The 18353-nt window shown below is 63.2% G+C and carries 17 protein-coding genes; 2 read left to right on the top strand and 15 right to left on the bottom strand.

Annotation, left to right across the window (positions count from 1 at the left end):
* The first annotated feature begins 295 nt into the window (after nucleotides 1–295).
* The gene (locus ACQ3C8_RS04280) at nucleotides 296–1276 is read left to right on the top strand and encodes a Bug family tripartite tricarboxylate transporter substrate binding protein (protein ID WP_428852584.1); all 981 of its coding nucleotides are present in this window, start codon (nucleotides 296–298) and stop codon (nucleotides 1274–1276) included.
* A 144-nt stretch (nucleotides 1277–1420) separates the two neighbouring features.
* On the opposite strand, the gene ACQ3C8_RS04275 is transcribed toward ACQ3C8_RS04280, so the two are convergent.
* The 13 genes from ACQ3C8_RS04275 to ACQ3C8_RS04215 all read right to left on the bottom strand — a co-directional run bounded on the left by ACQ3C8_RS04275 (nucleotide 1421) and on the right by ACQ3C8_RS04215 (nucleotide 13811).
* Nucleotides 1421–2395, bottom strand: coding sequence for a Bug family tripartite tricarboxylate transporter substrate binding protein (locus tag ACQ3C8_RS04275; protein ID WP_428852583.1), 975 nt, complete (start codon nucleotides 2393–2395; stop codon nucleotides 1421–1423).
* A gap of 77 nt (nucleotides 2396–2472) precedes the next feature.
* Nucleotides 2473–3624 (bottom strand): acyl-CoA dehydrogenase family protein, encoded by a 1152-nt coding sequence (locus ACQ3C8_RS04270; protein ID WP_428852582.1) that lies wholly within the window; start codon nucleotides 3622–3624, stop codon nucleotides 2473–2475.
* Nucleotides 3621–4097 (bottom strand): MaoC/PaaZ C-terminal domain-containing protein, encoded by a 477-nt coding sequence (locus ACQ3C8_RS04265; protein ID WP_428852581.1) that lies wholly within the window; start codon nucleotides 4095–4097, stop codon nucleotides 3621–3623. Before ACQ3C8_RS04265 ends, ACQ3C8_RS04270 begins: the two co-directional genes overlap by 4 nt.
* Before the next feature lie 21 nt (nucleotides 4098–4118).
* Complete coding sequence (locus tag ACQ3C8_RS04260; RefSeq protein ID WP_428852580.1) at nucleotides 4119–5291, bottom strand: thiolase C-terminal domain-containing protein; 1173 nt, start codon at nucleotides 5289–5291, stop codon at nucleotides 4119–4121.
* Nucleotides 5288–6430, bottom strand: coding sequence for an acyl-CoA dehydrogenase family protein (locus ACQ3C8_RS04255; protein ID WP_428852579.1), 1143 nt, complete (start codon nucleotides 6428–6430; stop codon nucleotides 5288–5290). Before ACQ3C8_RS04255 ends, ACQ3C8_RS04260 begins: the two co-directional genes overlap by 4 nt.
* Nucleotides 6431–6436: 6 nt before the next feature.
* Nucleotides 6437–6847 carry a Zn-ribbon domain-containing OB-fold protein gene (locus ACQ3C8_RS04250; RefSeq protein WP_428852578.1) on the bottom strand — a complete coding sequence of 137 codons (411 nt, stop codon included), beginning with the start codon at nucleotides 6845–6847 and terminating at the stop codon, nucleotides 6437–6439.
* A complete protein-coding gene (locus ACQ3C8_RS04245) occupies nucleotides 6844–7653 on the bottom strand; it encodes an enoyl-CoA hydratase/isomerase family protein (RefSeq protein ID WP_428852577.1) in 810 nt (269 codons plus the stop codon). The genes ACQ3C8_RS04250 and ACQ3C8_RS04245 overlap by 4 nt, the downstream gene beginning before the upstream one ends.
* Nucleotides 7654–7696: 43 nt before the next feature.
* On the bottom strand, nucleotides 7697–8476 hold the full coding sequence (locus ACQ3C8_RS04240) for an SDR family oxidoreductase (RefSeq protein WP_428852576.1): 780 nt from the start codon (nucleotides 8474–8476) through the stop codon (nucleotides 7697–7699).
* Nucleotides 8476–9252: an enoyl-CoA hydratase/isomerase family protein gene (locus ACQ3C8_RS04235; protein ID WP_428852575.1), complete on the bottom strand. Its 777-nt coding sequence runs from the start codon at nucleotides 9250–9252 to the stop codon at nucleotides 8476–8478. Before ACQ3C8_RS04235 ends, ACQ3C8_RS04240 begins: the two co-directional genes overlap by 1 nt.
* Before the next feature lie 301 nt (nucleotides 9253–9553).
* Nucleotides 9554–10546, bottom strand: coding sequence for a Bug family tripartite tricarboxylate transporter substrate binding protein (locus tag ACQ3C8_RS04230; RefSeq protein WP_428852574.1), 993 nt, complete (start codon nucleotides 10544–10546; stop codon nucleotides 9554–9556).
* Nucleotides 10547–10549: 3 nt separating this feature from the next.
* Nucleotides 10550–11809 (bottom strand): CaiB/BaiF CoA transferase family protein, encoded by a 1260-nt coding sequence (locus ACQ3C8_RS04225; RefSeq protein WP_428852573.1) that lies wholly within the window; start codon nucleotides 11807–11809, stop codon nucleotides 10550–10552.
* A gap of 213 nt (nucleotides 11810–12022) precedes the next feature.
* Nucleotides 12023–12598: a DUF2889 domain-containing protein gene (locus ACQ3C8_RS04220; protein WP_428852572.1), complete on the bottom strand. Its 576-nt coding sequence runs from the start codon at nucleotides 12596–12598 to the stop codon at nucleotides 12023–12025.
* A 16-nt stretch (nucleotides 12599–12614) separates the two neighbouring features.
* The gene (locus ACQ3C8_RS04215) at nucleotides 12615–13811 is read right to left on the bottom strand and encodes a CaiB/BaiF CoA transferase family protein (RefSeq protein WP_428852571.1); all 1197 of its coding nucleotides are present in this window, start codon (nucleotides 13809–13811) and stop codon (nucleotides 12615–12617) included.
* Nucleotides 13812–14307: 496 nt separating this feature from the next.
* Here ACQ3C8_RS04215 and ACQ3C8_RS04210 point away from each other — a divergent pair, with 496 nt between their 5' ends.
* Entirely contained in the window at nucleotides 14308–15990 is a 1683-nt protein-coding gene (locus ACQ3C8_RS04210) for a sigma-54 interaction domain-containing protein (protein ID WP_428852570.1), read from the top strand.
* Nucleotides 15991–16068: 78 nt separating this feature from the next.
* Here the strand turns inward: ACQ3C8_RS04210 and ACQ3C8_RS04205 are convergent, their stop codons facing one another.
* Both ACQ3C8_RS04205 and ACQ3C8_RS04200 read right to left on the bottom strand, forming a co-directional pair.
* Nucleotides 16069–16833, bottom strand: coding sequence for a crotonase/enoyl-CoA hydratase family protein (locus tag ACQ3C8_RS04205; RefSeq protein ID WP_428852569.1), 765 nt, complete (start codon nucleotides 16831–16833; stop codon nucleotides 16069–16071).
* Nucleotides 16834–16898: 65 nt separating this feature from the next.
* Nucleotides 16899–18089 (bottom strand): CaiB/BaiF CoA transferase family protein, encoded by a 1191-nt coding sequence (locus ACQ3C8_RS04200; protein ID WP_428852568.1) that lies wholly within the window; start codon nucleotides 18087–18089, stop codon nucleotides 16899–16901.
* Nucleotides 18090–18353: the final 264 nt, after the last annotated feature.

Below are 18353 nucleotides of genomic sequence, written 5' to 3'. Positions count from 1 at the left end.
GTGATACCGGCGGGACGGCAGGCATGCGGCAGGCGTGCTCGCGCGGTTCTGCACAGGGAGACTGTCCACCGCGACTACATGATGGTGTGTACGACAACTGCACAGCGCGCCATCCGGCGCACAAGCCATGCCGCACGTACGGCGGCAGCGCGGCGCCATACCGCCCGGCAGGAATGGCAGAATGCGCTCCTGACGGCGAAGATCGCGCTTTTCAGGGAAGCCCGCCGCAAGCCGTTCCGCCTTGGCATGGTGCTTGCGGATTGGGGGCGCCCAATGACATCACAGGAGATCACACATGCAACACCGACTACGAGGACTGGCCTGCGGCGTGATGCTGACGCTCGGCATGACCGTCGCCAGCGCAGCGGCCGCCAGTCCCGGCTACCCGGACAAGCCGATCCGTATCGTCGTGCCTTTCCCGCCGGGCGGCATCACGGATCAACTGGCACGCGAAATCAGCCACTCCCTGTCCAAACGGCTGCATCAGACGGTGATCGTGGATAACCGTCCCGGCGCGGGCGGCAACATCGGCGCCGCAGCCGTCGCACGCGCGCCGGGGGATGGCTATACGCTGCTGTTCGGCACCTTTGGCACACTACCGGTCAACAAGAGCCTCTATGAAAAGCCGGGCTACGATCCGCTGAAGGATTTCGCACCAGTGGCCGGCGTGGCCTACCTGCCGAATGTGCTGCTGGTCCATCCGGACGTACCGGCCCGCAACGTTGCGGAACTGATCGCACTGGCGAAGAAATCGCCGGGCCAACTCACCTACGGCTCGTTCGGCAATGGCTCGTCGGCCCATCTGGCTGGCGAACTGTTTGCCCACATGGCAGGCATCAGCATCACGCATGTACCGTACAAGGGTAGCCCGGCCTCGATGACCGACCTGGTCGGCGGCCGCCTGACCATGATGTTCGACAGCATTCCGACCGCCCTGCCCATCGCACGCGATGGCCGGGCCCGCGCCTTGGCGGTGACGATGGCGACCCGCTCCGAACAGCTACCCAATGTACCGACCGTGGCGGAAACCGTTCCCGGCTATGAACTGACCGCCTGGTTTGGCGTGGCAGCACCGGCCAGCACGCCCAAGAGCATCGTGGATCGCCTGAATACGGAAATCACGGCGTCAATGAAAGAGCCGGCGTTCCGCGAAAAGCTGACCAGCCAGGGGGCGGTGCCGTTTCCGCAGACGCCTGCGCAGTTCAGCACCTTCATTAACAACCAGTACGAGAAGTGGGACAAAGTCATCAAGAAGGCGAATATCCGCCTGGACTGATTTTCCATGTGATCCACCCGCAATAAAAAGAGGCGCATACAGCGCCTCTTTTTTTGGTCTCACGGCAAACAGCCGTTTGCCGTTGCAGTACGTCTGGTGCCTTCCCGCCGGCATGGCGGAAAGGCATGCTGCCGATCAGTCCAATCAGTCCACCGTCGCGCCACTCACCTTGACGATGTGATCCCACTTCTGTACTTCCGAACGGATGAACTGGCCATACTCCTCCGGCGAACTGGGTCGCGGCTCGCCACCATAGGCGCGGATCTTCGCCGTGATCTCCGGGGAGCTGATGATCTTGACGGCCACTTCGTTCAGGCGCTTGATGATCGCCGGCGGTGTACCAGCCACCGTGACAAGGCCATACCAGGCGCGCATATCGAAGCCTGGCAGTACCTCGGCGATCGAAGGGACGTTCGGCAATGCCGGATTGCGCTTAGGCGATGTCACAGCGAGCGCGATCAGCCGTCCTGATTGGATGTACTGCAGACAAGACGAGAAATTGCAGAAGACCATCGGCACCTGATTGCCCAGAGTGTCGACGACCGCCGGACCCTCGCCTTTATAGGGAATGTGCGCCATCTTCACATTGCCCATGGATTTCATCAGCTCGCCCGCAAAATGCTGAGTGGTGCCGCTGCCACCTGAAGCATAGCTGTATTTATCGGGATTGGCCTTAAGCAACTTCATCAGCTCCGGCAGGGTATGTGCTGGAAAGCTGGGGTGTACCGCGAGAATATTGCCGATGATGGCGTAATTGGTGATCGGTGCGAAACTTTTGATGGGATCGTAGCCGAGATTCTTGTACAGACTCGGATTGCCTGCAAGCGGGCCATTCGTTGCAAACAGCAGCGTATAGCCGTCAGGCGCGGATTTCGCGACAAGCTCCGCACCGATGTTGCCTCCTGCCCCCGGACGATTTTCCACCACCACGGGCTGGCCGAGTTCAGTCGTCATGCGTAAGGCAAGATCTCTCGCCATCGCATCGGTCGGTCCGCCAGCCGAGAATGGCACCACCATCCGGATCGGCTTGGTCGGGTAAGTCTGCGCGTGCACCCCACTGGCAGCGCACAAGGCAACACTGGAAACGATGCCCATCAAACGATAGATTCCTGCTTTCATTAGTCTGCTCCTCTTTCTCTTTCCTTGTGTCGGCAAGTACCGGCAGCATGTGGCCGGCGCCCGCCACCTTGTGACCTCTACAGCCCCATCTGCTTTGCGATGATCGTGCGCATGATTTCGCTCGTGCCGCCGCCGATCGGGCCGACGCGCGCATCACGGAAATACATCTGCATCTCGTGCTCCATCATGTAGCCCGCGCCGCCCATGATCTGGATGCCCATGTCAGCGCACTTGCAGTTGTTCTCCGTCGCGACCACCTTGGCGATGGCGGTTTCGGCGGTCGGCTGCAGGCCGGCATCGAGCATGTCGGCGACGCGATACGTCAGCACGCGCGTCGTCTCGGCCATGACCTGCATGTCCGCGAACTTGTGCGCCACGGCCTGGTACTCGGTAATCGGCTTGCCGAACTGCGTGCGCTCGTCGGCATAGTCCTTGGCGTAATCGATGATCTTCTGGATGTTTCCGCTCGCGGCCGCGGACAGGCACAGGCGTTCCATGTTCAGGCCGCGCATCAGCGCATACCAGCCCCCATGCAGCGTGCCCAGCATGCGCTTGGCCGGTACGCGCACGTTGTCGAAGAACACTTCGTTGGTGTGGATCATGCGGCGGCCCAGCGCCTTGAGCGGGCGGATCGTCAGGCCCGGCGTGCGCGCATCGACCACGAACAGCGTGATGCCGCGCCGGCCCGCCTCGCGGTCCGTCTTGGTGGCCACGACCAGCTGGTGCGCGACGTGCGCACAGGTGATGTAGATCTTCTGGCCGTTGATCACATAGTCGTCGCCATCGGCCACCGCGGAGGTGCGAATCGCGCTGACGTCCGAGCCGGCCTCCGGCTCCGTGAGGCACAGCGCCATTCGCGTCTTGCCGCTGATGATGCCGGGCAGGATTTCATCCTTGACGGCATCAGAAGCGCCGTGACTGATCTGCATGCCGCCATACACCACCGAGGCGAGATAGGCCGATGCCATCTGCGCGTTGTGATACGCCACGGTCTCCACAAAGACCGCCAGATCCTTGAAGGAACCGCCCGCGCCCCCATACTGCGGGTCGTAGGGCAGCCCCATCCAGCCGGCCCGCGCAAGCGCCTCGTAGGCATCGAACGGAAACTCGCCAGCCTCATCGAGCGCACGGATCTTCTCGCGCGGCAGCACGTCTGCCAGCAAGGGCAGCACGCTGTCACGGATCATCCGCTGCGACCCGGTCAGTTGATAATCGTCCGGCAGGCTCATGCGGCACGCCTCCGGTACAGCAGCGTGGCTTCCATCTGCTGCGCCACCGAGCCATCCTGCTTGATGCAGCGCCGCTCGAACGTGATCACCCCGCGATCCAGCTTGCTGGAAGGCTTCTTCCCGATCACCCTGGACACCATGTGGATGGTGTCGCCATGCTTGACCGGGTTGAGCATCTTCCAGCCATTGATCTCGAGCAGCGCAAGCAGCGTGCCGTCGTTGATCCCGCTGGCGTACTGCAGTCCGCCCATGATCGAATAGATCAGCGGGCCATGCGCGATCGGCTCGCCGAATGGCGTGGTCTTGCAGTATTCGAAGTTCGTGTGGACTTCGTTGAAGTCGCCCGACAAGCAGGCGAAATTGACGATGTCCGTGCTGGTCACCGTGCGGGCCGGCGTGCGGAATTCCTGGCCGATCTCGAAATCGTCGAAAAAGCGTCCCCGCCCGACGCTCTGTCCGGTTGTGTCTTGCATCGCTGTGTCCTCTCGTTGGGGTTAACTCAGGTCTCTGGTGAGAATCGCCGTGCAGTGCGATGACAGGATCCCGCCCTCGCTATGGACGAGCGCGACTTCGGCGCCGGCCACCTGCCGCGCTCCCAGTCCGCCCCGCAATTGCCGTACCGCCTCGACGATGCCGAACAGCCCGCCGGCAGCGCCGGCATGCGCGTGCGACAACATGCCGCCATGCGTATTCACCGGCAGCCGGCCGCCGAGCGCCGCATGGCCATCGGCATAGAACGCCCCGCCTTCGCCACGCTCGCAGAAGCCCAGTTCTTCGAGCTCGAGAATCGGCACGATGGAGAAACAGTCATACAGTTCAGCCACGTCGATATCGCCCGGGCCCAATCCAGCCATACGGTAGGCGGTCTCGCCGCTGTGCCGTGCCCCGAACTCGGTGAGGCTTTCCGCGCAGATCAGGTGTTCGTGCGTATGGAACTCGCCGATACCGGCGAGATAGACCGGCTGGCTCTTGAGGTCGCGCGCCCGCTCGGCAGACGTGACGATGAACGCCCCGCCCGCATCGGAGATCAGGCAGCAATCGAGGATGTTGAACGGATCGGCAATCGGCTTGGAGGCCAATACGTCGGCCACCTCGATCGGTGCACGCATATGTGCGTTCGGATGCAGGCCGGCATGGGCGCGGCTGGTGACAGGCACCATCGCAAGCTGCTCGCGGGTCGTGCCGAACTCGGCCATGTGGCGCTGCGCGATCATCGCGTACATGGCCGGAATCGAGGCACCATAGGGCACCTCGAAGTACGGATGGCCGACTGCGGTGAGCGAAGCGACGGCGCTGTCGCGCGACTGGCCGGTGGCGCGGTTCTCGCCGACGCACACGAGCACCGTATCGCACTGGCCGGCGGCAATTGCCTCCGCAGCGTGCTTCAGCATGACGGCTGGCGAAGCACCGCCGGCGATCAGCGAAGCACAGTAGCGTGGCTTGAGACCGAGGTACTCGGTCAGCACGGAGCCGAGCATGAAGTACGGCTCCGTGAACGAGTAGGCGGTCAACAAGCCATCGATGTCCGAGACCTTCAGGCCGGCGTCGTCCAGCGCACGCTTTGCTGCCTGCGCATTGAGTCCCAGACCGGTCATGTGCGGCACCTTGCCGATGTCCGACTCGCCGACGCCGACAATGGCGACCTTGTTGCGGAGTGTGGTCGTCATACGCCGAGCTCCCGTGCAATCAGTGAACGCTGGACCTGAGACGTACCGCCGCCGACGGTAGCGTTGCGCGCATCGCGCCAGTGACGCTGCATGTCGTGGTCCGTGGTGTAGGCATGGCCACCGAGCACCTGCATGCCCATGGTGGTGACACGGCCCAGCATTTCCGAGACGAATAGCTTGGCCATGCTGGCCTCTTTGGCGCACGGCAGTTTCTGGTCGTAACGCCATGCAGCCATGGTGGTGATCCAGCGTGCCGCCTCGACTTCCGTCGCCATGTCGGCCAGCATGTGCGCAATGACCTGGAACTGGCCGATGGGCTGACCAAACTGCTGGCGCTCGCTTGCATAGGCCACCGCGTCGCGCAGCGCGCTGGTGGCGCTGCCTAGATAGTTGGCCGCCAGTGTGATGCGCTCACGCTCGAGATGGCGCGTGACATAGCTCCAGCCTTGATTGACTTCACCGATCAGGTATCGCTTGGGAACCCGCACTTCGTCGAAGAAGATCTCGGTCAGTCCGACGATCTTCCGGCCGACCGTCTCGAGCCGGCGGATCGTCAGGTTTGGCGTATCGTTGGGCACCAGGAACAGCGAAATGCCGCGATGCTTGGACACCGACGGATCGGTACGGGCCGCCACGATGATCATGTTGTCCTTGGCATCCGCGCCGCTGGAGAACAGCTTCTGGCCCGTGAGCACCCAGTCGTCGCCGTCCTGCCGGGCGCGCGTCTGCAGCGAGGCCGCATCCGAGCCGGAGTTCGGTTCGGTCAGGCTGAAGGACAGCTTGAGATCGCCGGTGGCAACGCGCGGCAGGATCTCCTGCTTCAGTTCCTCGCTGGCGAAATCGGCCAGAATCATGCTGCCCCAGGCAATCAAGGCGAGGCGTGTGGCAAAGTCGACACTCGGCTTGGCCAGCTCTTCATAGACGATGATGCAGTCGGACATCGGGCTGCCCATGCCGCCATAGGCTTCCGGCACCATCATCGCCGGGTAGCCGGCATCGGCCATGGCGCGATGCAGGGTTTCCGGGAATTCGCCATCGCGGTCCCAGCGGCGCACGTCGTTGGGCTGGCAATGGCCGGCCATGAAACGCGCGACCGATTCGCGCAGGATGTTCTGTTCCGTCGTGGGTTCGAAATTCATATCGTGTCAGGCCTTGCGTTGAAACTGGGGAAGCTTTGCGCCATCCGCGCATGCCTCAAAACACACCGTGACGGCGTCACCGATGCGCGTGTCGAGCGCGCCATCGCCAACGATGTTGGTCATCATGCGCGGCCCTTCTTCGAGGTCGATCAGCGCCAGCACATAGGGCGTGCGCGCCGCGAAGGTCGCCAGCGAGGCACGGCGTACCACGCTGAAGCTGTGCACCGTGCCGCGCCCGCTGGCCTCGCGCCAGGTGAGATCGGCAGACCAGCATTCCGGGCATTGATGGCGCGGCATGAAGAAGGTGTGGCCGCAACTGCGGCAATGGGGCAGCACGAGCTTGTCTTCGCGTGCCGCATCCCAGTACGGTTTGGAATCGGCGTTGGCAACCGGTGCCGGCAGGAGGGTCTGGGTCATTTGCCCGCCTCCTGCGCGCGCTGGGCCGCGCCTGTGAAGTCGGCCTGGCGCTTGTCGAGCGCGGCGGACAGGCCTTCGCGGAATTCAGGATTGGACATCGCCAGCGCCTGGCCGAAACCTTCGAAGGCGAACATGTCGTGCATGCCGGTTTCAAACGTGCGTGCCAGCAGCGACTTGGCGAGGCCCATGACTTCGGCGGGACCGGCAGCCAGCCGCTGAGCTTCGGCCAGGCCTTCCTCGAACAGCTTGTCATCCGGCACCACGCGTGCCACCAGCCCGAGCTGTTGCGCCTGCTGGGCGTTGTAGGTGCTGCCGCTGAACAGGAAATTCTTGGTCTGCGCCATGCCGATCAGGCGCGGCAGCAGATGCATGATGCCGACGTCCGGCACCACCCCCAGGCGGAAAAAGCCGGCCATGAGCTTGGCGCTCTCGCCCGCGATGGCCACGTCACCAGCCAGCGCAATACCCATGCCGCCGCCCACGGCTGCGCCGTTGATGGCGACCACCACAGGCTTTGGCAGCGTCAGCAACGGCAGCAGCCATTGGTCCAGGCCGCGGAAGCGGCGCAGCACCGGCCACGGATCGCAGGCGTCCTTGAGCATGTGCAGGTCGCCGCCCGAACAGAAGGTCGGGCCTTCCGCGGACAGCAGCACGGCACGTACCCGGCGGTCCTCCGCGGCCTGCGCTACGGCTGCGCCAAGCTGGGCGCGCAGTTCGCCAGTCAGCGAATTGCGGGTTGCCGGGTTGGCGAGCCGGATGCTCAGCACCGCGCCCAGGCGTTCAGTCTTTACGATGTCTTGCGTCATGTATGCCTTCGTTGCAGAAAATCGTTGGAGAGTCGATGGAGAATCAGGCCGCCACGTACTTCAGCCAGCGCCCGCCGTCGACGATGAGGTTGTCGCCGGTCACGTAGCCGCTAAGGTCCGAGCCGAGGAACACCGCCGCATTGGCGATGTCCGCGCACTGCCCGAAACGGCCGAGCGCGGTACGCTTCTTCTCCACCTCGGCACGGCCGGTTTCCTCGTACATGCGCTGCACGCCGACGGTGTCGCCGATAGGACCTGGTGAGATGGTGTTGACGCGGATACCGTCACCACCCCATTCCACGGCAAGCGTGCGGCTCAGCGAGAGAATCCCGGCCTTGGCGGCGGCGGCATGCGCGGCGTTGGGCCAGCCCGTGACGCCGAGCATGGTGATGATGCTGATGATGGAGCCGCCGAAGCGCGAAGCCTTGAGCGCTTCATAGGCCGCGCTGCAGCAGTAGAACGTGCCATTCAGGTCGATGTCGATCACCGTGCGCCAGCCGTTGGGCGACAGCGTGGCGGTGGGGCACGGAAAATTTCCGGCCGCGTTGTTGACGAGAATGTCGAGCGCGCCGAAACGCTCTTTGGTGAAGGCAATGGCAGCAGCGACTTCGTCCGGATTGCGCACATCCATGCGATAGGCCGCCACGTTCGCGCCGTCGGCGGACAGCGCAGCCGCAGCCGCATCGAGCCGTTCCTGATTGCGGCTCGCAAGGACCACCGACGCGCCCAGGCGGGTGTACTGGGTGGCGATTTCCAGCCCGATGCCGGTGGCGCCGCCCGTGATGAAGGCCACGCGGCCGGCAAGTGTATTCGGTGCGTACATTAGTGATCTCCCTTGTTTTTCAGGCGCGCCTGCGCGGCGGCGAGCGCACGTTGGTGGCCAGGCATGACCGTCGCGAGCGCGAATGCATCGGCCTCGTGGCCAAGTGCGGCTTCCATGGTGTTAGTCCAGGTCTGGCGGCTGACCGACTTGGTCAGCAGCAGGGCTTCTTGCGGCAAGGCCAGCAGCTCGTCGGCCAGCGCACGAGTGGTTTCCTGCAGCCTCGCTGCGGGTACCACACGGCGCGTCAGCCCCATGCGGCGCGCTTCCTCCGCATCCATCGTGCCGCCGGTGAGCATGAGGTCGAGTGCGGCCGGCACGCCGAGCTTGGACTGCAGCAGGTACGAACAGCCGCCGTCCGGAATCAGGCCCAGACGCACGAACGGAAAACGCAGCGTGGCGTCATCCGCCATGACCAGGATGTCGGCCGCCAGCGCCAGCGAGGCGCCACCGCCCGCGGCAACGCCCTGCACGGAGGCGATGACGATCTTGCTCATCTTGATCAGGGCGATGTGATGCAGTTGCGCGGTAAGAATGCGGTCACGCCATCCCAGCGGCGTGGTCGGCAGATCGCTGGTATCCGCGCCTACGCAGAAGGCGCGGCCCAGCCCTTGCAGCAGCACGATGCGAATCTCGGGATCGGCGGCGATGGCCTGCAGGTGCGCGCCGAACTCGGCACGCATGGCGGCCGACATGGCATTCAGTTTGTCTGGGCGGTTCAGCGTCAGGACCGCAATGCCGTCCGCCTTTTCGAGCAGGACGGTCGGGGCATGGCTCATGCGGCCTCCCGGGGGCTGGCTGACATGACGTGTCTCCTTATCTGGCTTTTGATGAACTGACTTAGCAAATCAGATGCCAGTGCGTGCACACCGTTAAAAACGCCTGTGGGGCGGCGATATGAGACGAAAAGACGACGAAAGATGTGTGCGCCGAAAACAGTGCCGCATACGCTGACTACACTGTGTACGTCCACGCGGAAAGGCATGCGCCACCCGCGGCGCCGGTCGCGCCGCTGCGCGACGAAAACAAAAAAGCCCGGACGTGGAAAACATCCGGGCTTTCTGGGTGCGGCAGCCTCGCTCAGTTCTTGCCGCGCAGGCCCAGGCGTTCCACCACGGGCCGCCACTTGCCGATTTCGCCGCGAATCAACTGGTCGAAGTCGGCCGGTGTGCCGACCTTGATGATCATGCCCTTGTCGCTCAGTTGCTTGGCAACGTCAGCACTGGTCATGGCTGTGCGGATATCGGCGTTGATGCGTTTCACCACGGCCGGATCCATGCCCTTGGGGCCGAGGATGCCAAACCATGTGCTCACGTCGTAACCGGGGACGCCGGCTTCTGCGACCGTCGGAATATTGCCCAGCACCGGCACACGCGTACGCGACGTCACGGCAAGCGCACGTACATTGCCGGCATCGATCTGTTCCTTGGCGCCCGGCACGGTGTTGATACTGGCCGGTACATGAGCGCCCATGACATTGGTGAGCGATTCGGAATCACCCTTGAAGAAGATGGCCTCGAGATGCGCGCCGCTCATCGACTTGAACAGCTCGCCGGCCAGATGCACGGATGTGCCGCTGCCCGACGTGCCATACGACAGGAGACTCGGCTTGTCCTTCGATGCGGCCACCAGCTCCATGACATTCTTGTACGGGCTGTTCTTCGGCACCAGCAGCACGTTCGGCACATCGACCACCTGTGCGATCGGCGTGAAATCTTCCACGGTCCGGTACGGCAGCTTTTCGTGGACGAGCTCATTGATGGCGTGCCCGCTGGCGACGATCAGCAGCGTCCGGCCATCCGGTGCGGCATTGGCGACCTGCCTTGCACCGATGGTGCCGGCTGCGCCCGGCTTGTTCTCGACCAGTACCGTCTGGTTCCAGGCCTGCGACAGGCGGCTGGCCAGTCCGCGCGCCACGGTATCGGTGGCGCCGCCGGCGGTGAACGGCACGATGATCCGGGTCGGGATGTTCTGCGCGGATGCAGCAAACGGCAGCATGCCAGCCAGGATCGCCGCAGCACTCGCTGCGATACCGGCTGAGATGCGTGCCGTCATACGTAAACGGGTCTTCATGTTTTATCTCCTGTTGAAATTGTTCTGGATTTCTTCCGCAGACATGCCTAGCAGTTCCGCCAGCACCTCCTCGGTGTGCTGGCCGCAGGTGGGCGGTGCGGTGTAGTGGTCGAGCGGCGTGGCGGACAGGCGCATGGGCGAAGCGACCAGCGGCACGGTACCGCCGCTGACATGCCTGACATGCCGCACAATGCCGCGCGCGCTGGCCTGCGGATCGGCGAGTGCTTCGGCCAGCGTATTGATGGGCCCAGCCACGAGGTTGGCGCGCTCGAGTGTTTCCTGCCAGTACGCCACGGTCTGTGTGCGCAGCCGTTCCTCAAGCGCCTCCTGGAGCGCAGCTCGATGGACGACACGCGCGCTGTTGCTGCGGTAACGCTCGTCATCGGCTAGCGCTGCAAGGTCCAGCACCTCGCACAGGCGACGGAACTGGATGTCGTTGCCGGCGACGATGACGATCCGGCCATCCGCGCAGGCAAATGCATTGGATGGCGACACCGAAGGCGCGCCGTTGCCGAAGCGGCCCGGGATTTCACCGGAGACGAGATAGTGGCTGGCCTGGTGCGACATTGCCGCCAGCTGCGCATCGAACATCGAGATGTCGATGTATTGGCCCGTCGTGCCGCCACGCGTATCGCGCGCATAGAGTGCCGCCTGGATCGCCATGGCGGCATAGGTGCCGGCCATCATGTCGGACAGGACGAGGCCGACTTTCAGCGGCCCACCGCCCGGTTCGCTATCGGGCCTGCCGGTGACGCTCATCACGCCGCACATGGCCTGGATGACGGTGTCATAGCCCATCTGGCCGCTGCGCGGTCCGGTCTGGCCGAAGCCGCTGATCGAGCAATAGACGATGCGCGGATTGATGGCTGCGATGCTGGCGTAATCGAGGCCATACTTGGCAAGATTGCCGGCCTTGAAGTTCTCGACGAACACATCGCATTGTCCGGCGAGCCGCCGGATCGCGTCCTGCCCTTCCGGCGTCTTGATATCGAGTGCAACGGACCGCTTGTTGCGGTTGACGCTGAGGTAATAGCTGGATTCGGCAGTCGGCCGATCAAGACCGTCGGCGAGAAACGGCGGACCGAGGCGGCGCTGGTCATCGCCACGGCCCGGCTGTTCGATCTTGATCACGTCAGCACCGAGATCGCCGAGGATCTGCGTCCCCCATGGTCCCGAGAACACGCGGGTCATGTCCAGCACCCGGATTCCCGCAAGCGGGCGCTTGTCTGTCTTGCTCTGCCCACTCTCTGTACTGGCTGGCATGGCACCTCCCTGATTGGCGTAAATGAATGCTTTACGCAAATCGGATGCCAGCGCGTCACATCAGCTGGGAGACCGCATGAAACAAGGCTTCAGGCCAATCTGTCTTCGGCAAGGACAGTGCCGTGCTGTGCACGCCGGCAACAGTGCCGGCTGCCGCGAAGACACTGTGCCTGCCAACGCAGGTACGCCAGGCCTGCACGGCGCCGCGATGAGTCAGGAGGCCTCGGGCTGCCGGTACCACTGCGGGTAGTACTTCAGCACCATCGGTCCGTCCTCGCGCCACGCATGGCAGCCGCCGATCTTGAGCGGGCGCGAAGTCGGCAGGGTATCGCCTTCCGCCACCATCTTGCCCTGCAGCATCGTCTGGACTGCGAGCGTCGGCATGAGGGCCGCCAGCTCGGAGAGATGCGAGCAGCGGTCGTAGGACGGAATCCGCTTGGCGACTTCCTGGCGGAATCCCTTGAGCAGGTTCGCGCCGACCAGACGCTCCACGCGAGCCTGCGCTTCGGGGCAAATGCCGGGAAACGGCATGCGCTGCATGCTGCCCTCGGCGGCCAGGACGTCCATGGCATCGTTGACAGTGAGGCGCAACGCCATCAGGTGGATCGGCACGCCGCATGGAAAATGCGTGGTCTGTGTGGTAAACGGCTCCGGCTTGACGTCCTCGATCAAGGCCTCGAGATCCCACAGGCCGTCCTGACGCTCGTAGGCTTGCAGGTGGATCGTACGCGTATGCGCGGCTTTCCGGGGGCTGGCGGGCGTGGAGAGAAAATGCGAAGGCGCGACCATATGGAGTCTCCGGGAATCAGCGCTCGCAGCGCGTGGCGCCGGCTTCTGCCAGCGCGGTGATCTCGCTGTCCGAGAGGCCGGCAGCTGCGAGAATTTCCTGGCTGTGTTCCCCGAGGCGTGGCGCGAGGCTCCGGATCTCGTTGGGCGTCTTCTCGAAGGTAACCGGTGGCCGGATCTGCGTGAGCACGCCTTCGCTCGGATGCGTCTGCGGGAAGAACATGCCGACGGATACCAGATGCGGGTCACTGAACAGATCCTCGAGGCTGTTGACCGGCGCGACGGGAATGCTGAGCGGCTTGAGCTGGCTGATCCACTCCTGCGAGGTACGCTCGGTCAGAATGTCGCCCAGCGTCTTGTACAGCGTCTCGTAGTTCCGGCTGCGGTTGTTGGCCGTGGTGTAGCGCGGATCTGCCGCCAGGTCGGGACGCTCGGCCAGCTGGAAGAAATCGAGCCAGTTCTTGTCGGTATAAGGCAGCACGCACAGATAGCCGTCCTTGGTACGGTGCGGCTTGCGCAACTGGCTGAGTACGCGCGGATAGCCGGCGGCGCCATGCTCGGGATCGAACGAGCGCTCCCACATGTGTTCGATCAACATGAACGAGGTCAGCGACTCGAACATCGGCACCTCGATACTCTGGCCTTCGCCGGTACGGTACTTGTGGAACAGCGCGCCGAGAATGCTGTACGCAATCGTCAGACCCGCCACCTTGTCGCCAATGATGGTCGGCGTGAAGCGCGGTTCGCCGGCCAACTGGGCATTGACGGCGCACAGGCCGGACACACCCTGAATCATGTCGTCGTAAGCGGGATCTTCGGCATACGGACCGCCCTTGCCGAAGCCGTATGCGCCACAGTACACGATGGACGGATTGGCCTGCCGGACACTCTCGTAGTCCAGTCCGAGCCGTTCGATGGCAGCCGGGCGCATCGAATGGACAAAGACATCAGCGCCGGCCACCACGCGCAGCAGCGCCTCGCGCGCGGCGGGCAGGCGCAGGTCAAGCATCAGGCTTTTCTTGTTGCGGTTGACGGAGAGGTGGATCGGCCCCATGGCCTTGCTGCGGCCCACGCCCATGTGCCGCATGATGTCGCCTTCCGGACTTTCCACCTTGATGACGTCGGCCCCCATGTCGCCAAAGATCTGGGTGGCATAGGGACCCATCACTACGGATGTTAAGTCGACGATCTTGATTCCGGACAACGGACCTGCCATGACATTCCTCTGAATTGGTTACTTGGTTATCTATTCAGCACACGAGCCACATCCAGCCAGCCCTTTTTCATTTTCCGGCTGGCGACCGGCAGCTTCCAGTCCCGTAGCATGCAACGATTCGGCACGGGCCGCCACGCTGCCCCCTGATCCGACCGAAACCGGCTGCCGGCGACACTGAACATGCTTGGCGTGGCGTTTGCTAGAGATCATGCATGAACATGCGCCACGCGCCTCTGCAAAGTGTGTTGACAGGATCTCAATAGCAGCTTTCATGCCACTGGCGGACGCATCCCGATGCATGCCAGTACAGCATGCCTGCGGGCCATGCGCATGCGTGAAACGATTCGCCACCGTCACGCATGCCGTGGGCCGGACGCTTCTTGGAAGCGCCGCGGCTGCCGTGGAGACTGTCGCTATGGAGTACACTTTTCGCGGGTAATATGCCCCCGCGGAATACACACCGTCATGCCGGGGCACAGAAGTCAAAAGAGAGGATATGAGAAGAGACACGGAAGGGATACTCGTCCTGGACGATCATGGACAAACCCGGCTGGCATCAGGACTCGGTGCCGATGCGGCGGTAGCGAAAGCGCTGTCCCGCGTGTGGGTCAACCGGACCACCGTACCGGTCAAGCGCTTGTTCGCCTTGCCGGGCATGGAGCAGGCGCACAGCGTGGCGTCGCTGGTCGCCCCACAGGGCGTGTGCTTTCTGATCTTTGCTTCCGGCGAAGGCGACGAGCTGACGGAGTTCATCGCCTCGGTCGATTGTGCTGCCGACATTTTCCGGTACTTCATCACCAATCCGTATGAGGCGATGAATGTCATTGATGCCGCCGGCAACCTGCTATATATGAGCCCCATTCACGAGCGCTCGATCGGCCTGAAACGTGGCGATGCCATCGGCCGCCCCGTGCGTGACGTGATCGAGAATACCCGTCTGCAGGAAGTCGTCATGACGGGCAAGCCGCAGATCGGCGAGGCGCATGAATCCAACGGCGTCACACGCATCGTGTCGCGCATCCCGATCTTCGATCGCAACCGCAAACTGGTTGGCGCCATCGGCCAGGTGATGTTCAAGGGGCCGCAAGCCATTCCGCAGGCGATCCAGGATATTTCGAACGAGCTGGCACGTGTCCGCCAGGAGCGCGACTTCTACAAACGTGAACTTTCAGGCCTGCGCAACCGGGCATATGGCCTGGACCAGATCGTGGGCAACAGCAATGCCATCAAGCGGCTCAAGGAAGACATCTTGCGGGTGGCGCCGCTCGACGTACCCGTCCTGCTGGTGGGCGAAAGCGGCACCGGCAAGGAGCTCGTCGCCCACGCGCTGCACCTGCTCAGCCCGCGCGGCGACAAGCCGCTGACACTCGTCAATGCCGCGGCCATGCCGGCCAATCTGGTCGAAAGCGAATTGTTCGGCTATGAAGGTGGCGCGTTTACCGGTGCGGACAAACGCGGCCGCAAGGGCAAGTTCGAACTGTCCCATTCGGGCAGCCTGTTTCTCGACGAGATCGGTGACATGCCGCTGGAAATGCAGGTCAAGCTGCTGCGTGTCCTGCAGGATGGTTCGTTCCAGCGCGTAGGTGGTGACCGGCTGCTGCATTCCGATTTCCGCCTGATTTCGGCCAGCCATCGCGATTTCCAGCAGATGATCGCGGAGAACACGTTCCGGCTCGACCTGTTCTACCGCATCAGTGCGGTGACCCTTTACCTGCCGCCGCTGCGCGACCGGCTCGAGGATATACCGGAACTCGCCAATACCTTCCTCGCGGCATTCGCCAAGCGTCAGGGCGTGCCCCGAAAATCCATCGACGACAGCGTGATTCGCTATCTGCAGTCATGCAGCTGGCCCGGCAATGTCCGCCAGTTGCAGCATGCGGTGGAACGTGCGGCAATCTTCAGCGATGGCGACAAGCTGGCAATCGAGAATTTCGGTGGACTGGAACGCTCGTCGGAACCCGGCATGAATCTCGAGAAGGAATACCGTCCGCTCGATACGCCCACCAAGCCGGGACGATTTGACGTGTGGGAGGCCAAACAGCGCGTGGAGCTCGAATTGATTGCCGAAGCGATGGAGCGCACCGGGGGCAACAAGAAGCGCGTGGCCGAGGAGCTGGGCATATCACGCTCGTATCTCTACAAGCAGTTGCGCATGCTGGAGTCCGGGAAGGCGGGCTGACAGCGCAAGCCATCCGGATACGGTGTGCCAGCGCGGTGGCTCCATGCCCGAGGGTGCACGAAGACCGCGCCGCGTCGCTTATTTTCCGGACCAGACCGGCGCGCGCTTCTGCGCGAATGCCGCAGCGCCTTCGATGGCATCGTCCGAGACGAATATCGGCGCAGTCATCTCGCGCTGACGGTCAAACATATCGTCGCGCGACCAGTCGGCGGATTCGATCAGTACCTGCTTGCTGATGGCCAGTGCCATCGGGCCGTTGGCGGCAATTTTCCGGGCAAGCGCCAATGCGCCCTCAAGCGCGTGCCCTGGCTCGGTCAACTGGTTGACCAGGCCATGGGCATGGGCCTCGTCAGCATCGAGCATGTCGCCGGTCAGCACATATTCCATGGCAATATGAAACGGGATGCGGCGCGGCAGCCTGATCAGCCCTCCAGCTGCGGCAACCAGGCCGCGCTTGACCTCCGGCAGACCGAACTTCGCGGTACGCGAGGCCACGATCAGATCACAGGCCAGGGCAATCTCGAAGCCGCCGGCCAGGGCGTAGCCTTCGACAGCTGCGATCAATACCTTGCGCGGCGGTTTCTCGGCGAGGCCGGCGAATCCCCGTCCGGGGATATTGGCGCGGCGGCCACCGACGAAAGCCTTCAGATCCATGCCGGAACAGAACGTGCCCCCTGCCCCGGTGAGAATCCCCATGCAAAGGTCATCGCGGGTTTCCAGCTGATCGAGCGCTGCGGCCAGCGCCTCGGCTGTTTCCAGGTCCACTGCGTTGCGCACGTGGGCGCGATTCAGTGTCATCAGCAGAACGTTGCCACGGGTTTCCAGCAGCAGGTTTTCGCTCATTGCGTTTCCAGTCTTTGTTGTAATGGCGGAGTGATGGACAGCGCGGACGTACGGCGCGCGCTGCGCTAGGCGGCCACCGGTTTCCAGGACGACACGATGCCCGCCTCGAACAACGCCTGGATCTCCGGTGCGCCAAGCCCAAATCCCGCAAGTACCTCGCGCGTGTGCTCGCCCTTGCGTGGCGCAGGCGCGGCAACATCATGCGGGACACCGGGAATGCGCGGCACCGGCACCTGACAGAGACCGCCCTGGTCGCTCTGCCGGAAGATCTCCCGGTGCCGGACTTGCGGATCGTCGAGAAAATCGGCGTACCCGGCGACCTTGCCGCACACCACGCCATGCTGGCTGAGGGTCTCCAGCCAGTGCGCCGTAGGTTGTTCGCGAAAGGCAACTTCCAGTTCGCCATTGATTTCCGCGGCATGGGCGAATCGCTCGGCGGCCGTGGCAAACCGTGCGTCGGTGGCCCATGCATCCTTGCCGATTGCCTTGCAGAGCCCTACGAACATCCTGTCGTGCAGCGAGGTCACATTGACATGGCCATCCTGTGTGGCAAAGGTGCCGGCCGGCACGCTCAGCGGTTGTGCGACGCGTCCACCGCCCAATGCTTCGTCGATAATTGCGCCACCCTGTACGGCGGCTGCGGTTTCGAGCAGGGAGATTTCGACGTGTGTGCCAATGCCATGGGTCGCACGGCGGTACAAGGCGGTGCCGGTCGCCTGTGCGGCATAGATGCCCGTGGCGACGTCGATGATGAGAATGCCGACCTTGCGCGGCGTGCCTACATGGTCACGGTTGACCATCATCATGCCGCTCATCGCCTGCAACGTGGAGTCCGAACCTGGACGGTCCGCGTAAGGTCCGTCGGGACCGAAGGCCGTCACCGAGACATAGATGAGATCCGGGCGCTCGCGCGCGAGTTCGGCATAGGACAGCCCAAGCTTCTCCATGACACCCGGACGAAAACTTTCGATCACGATATCGGCCTGCAATGCCAACGTCCGCATCAGTGCACGGCCTTGCGCGTTGCGGCCGTCGATACAGATCGACTGCTTGCCGAGGTTATAGGAGATCGCCAATGCACTCATGCCTTCCGACGCATGGCCGATGCCACGGCTCCAGTCGCCAGCAGGCGGTTCGACCTTGGTCACCTGTGCGCCGTTCTGCAGCAAGAGCATGGCGCAGTAGGGACCGGCGATGCCCTGACTGAAGTCGAGCACTTTCAATCCGTGGTACGGCGCATTCATCGTGGTATCCATATCGTCTGGTCTGAGACAGGCTTGTCGTGTTGCCTGTACAAACCTGTCTGTCGCAAGTCCTGTGCCAAACCTCGAGCTGGCGATACGGCATGGATGCTGGTTGCGACGGGCTCATCGCGCGGTAGGATGTGTTGCCATGAAGAACAGCTGTTTTTCGCGAGGACAGCGCGACAGGCATCGACGCAATGTTGCGACATGGATGGGATATGGCATGGCACGTCTGGTCTTGCCGTCTTGGGAACACAGTCCTCGCGTGTTTGCAGC

Source organism: Imbroritus primus (assembly GCF_964332355.1).
GTDB lineage: Bacteria > Pseudomonadota > Gammaproteobacteria > Burkholderiales > Burkholderiaceae > Imbroritus > Imbroritus primus.
This window is presented reverse-complemented; position numbering and strand designations above follow the sequence as displayed.

Coding starts and splice junctions, on each gene's coding strand:
- ACQ3C8_RS04255 (WP_428852579.1), bottom strand. CDS start 6,430: ATGAATTTCGAACCCACGACGGAACAGAACATCCTGCGCGAATCGGTC.
- ACQ3C8_RS04225 (WP_428852573.1), bottom strand. CDS start 11,809: ATGCCAGCCAGTACAGAGAGTGGGCAGAGCAAGACAGACAAGCGCCCG.
- ACQ3C8_RS04275 (WP_428852583.1), bottom strand. CDS start 2,395: ATGAAAGCAGGAATCTATCGTTTGATGGGCATCGTTTCCAGTGTTGCC.
- ACQ3C8_RS04200 (WP_428852568.1), bottom strand. CDS start 18,089: ATGGATACCACGATGAATGCGCCGTACCACGGATTGAAAGTGCTCGAC.
- ACQ3C8_RS04245 (WP_428852577.1), bottom strand. CDS start 7,653: ATGACGCAAGACATCGTAAAGACTGAACGCCTGGGCGCGGTGCTGAGC.
- ACQ3C8_RS04280 (WP_428852584.1), top strand. CDS start 296: ATGCAACACCGACTACGAGGACTGGCCTGCGGCGTGATGCTGACGCTC.
- ACQ3C8_RS04250 (WP_428852578.1), bottom strand. CDS start 6,847: ATGACCCAGACCCTCCTGCCGGCACCGGTTGCCAACGCCGATTCCAAA.
- ACQ3C8_RS04220 (WP_428852572.1), bottom strand. CDS start 12,598: ATGGTCGCGCCTTCGCATTTTCTCTCCACGCCCGCCAGCCCCCGGAAA.
- ACQ3C8_RS04265 (WP_428852581.1), bottom strand. CDS start 4,097: ATGCAAGACACAACCGGACAGAGCGTCGGGCGGGGACGCTTTTTCGAC.
- ACQ3C8_RS04240 (WP_428852576.1), bottom strand. CDS start 8,476: ATGTACGCACCGAATACACTTGCCGGCCGCGTGGCCTTCATCACGGGC.
- ACQ3C8_RS04230 (WP_428852574.1), bottom strand. CDS start 10,546: ATGAAGACCCGTTTACGTATGACGGCACGCATCTCAGCCGGTATCGCA.
- ACQ3C8_RS04270 (WP_428852582.1), bottom strand. CDS start 3,624: ATGAGCCTGCCGGACGATTATCAACTGACCGGGTCGCAGCGGATGATC.
- ACQ3C8_RS04210 (WP_428852570.1), top strand. CDS start 14,308: ATGAGAAGAGACACGGAAGGGATACTCGTCCTGGACGATCATGGACAA.
- ACQ3C8_RS04260 (WP_428852580.1), bottom strand. CDS start 5,291: ATGACGACCACACTCCGCAACAAGGTCGCCATTGTCGGCGTCGGCGAG.
- ACQ3C8_RS04235 (WP_428852575.1), bottom strand. CDS start 9,252: ATGAGCCATGCCCCGACCGTCCTGCTCGAAAAGGCGGACGGCATTGCG.
- ACQ3C8_RS04215 (WP_428852571.1), bottom strand. CDS start 13,811: ATGGCAGGTCCGTTGTCCGGAATCAAGATCGTCGACTTAACATCCGTA.
- ACQ3C8_RS04205 (WP_428852569.1), bottom strand. CDS start 16,833: ATGAGCGAAAACCTGCTGCTGGAAACCCGTGGCAACGTTCTGCTGATG.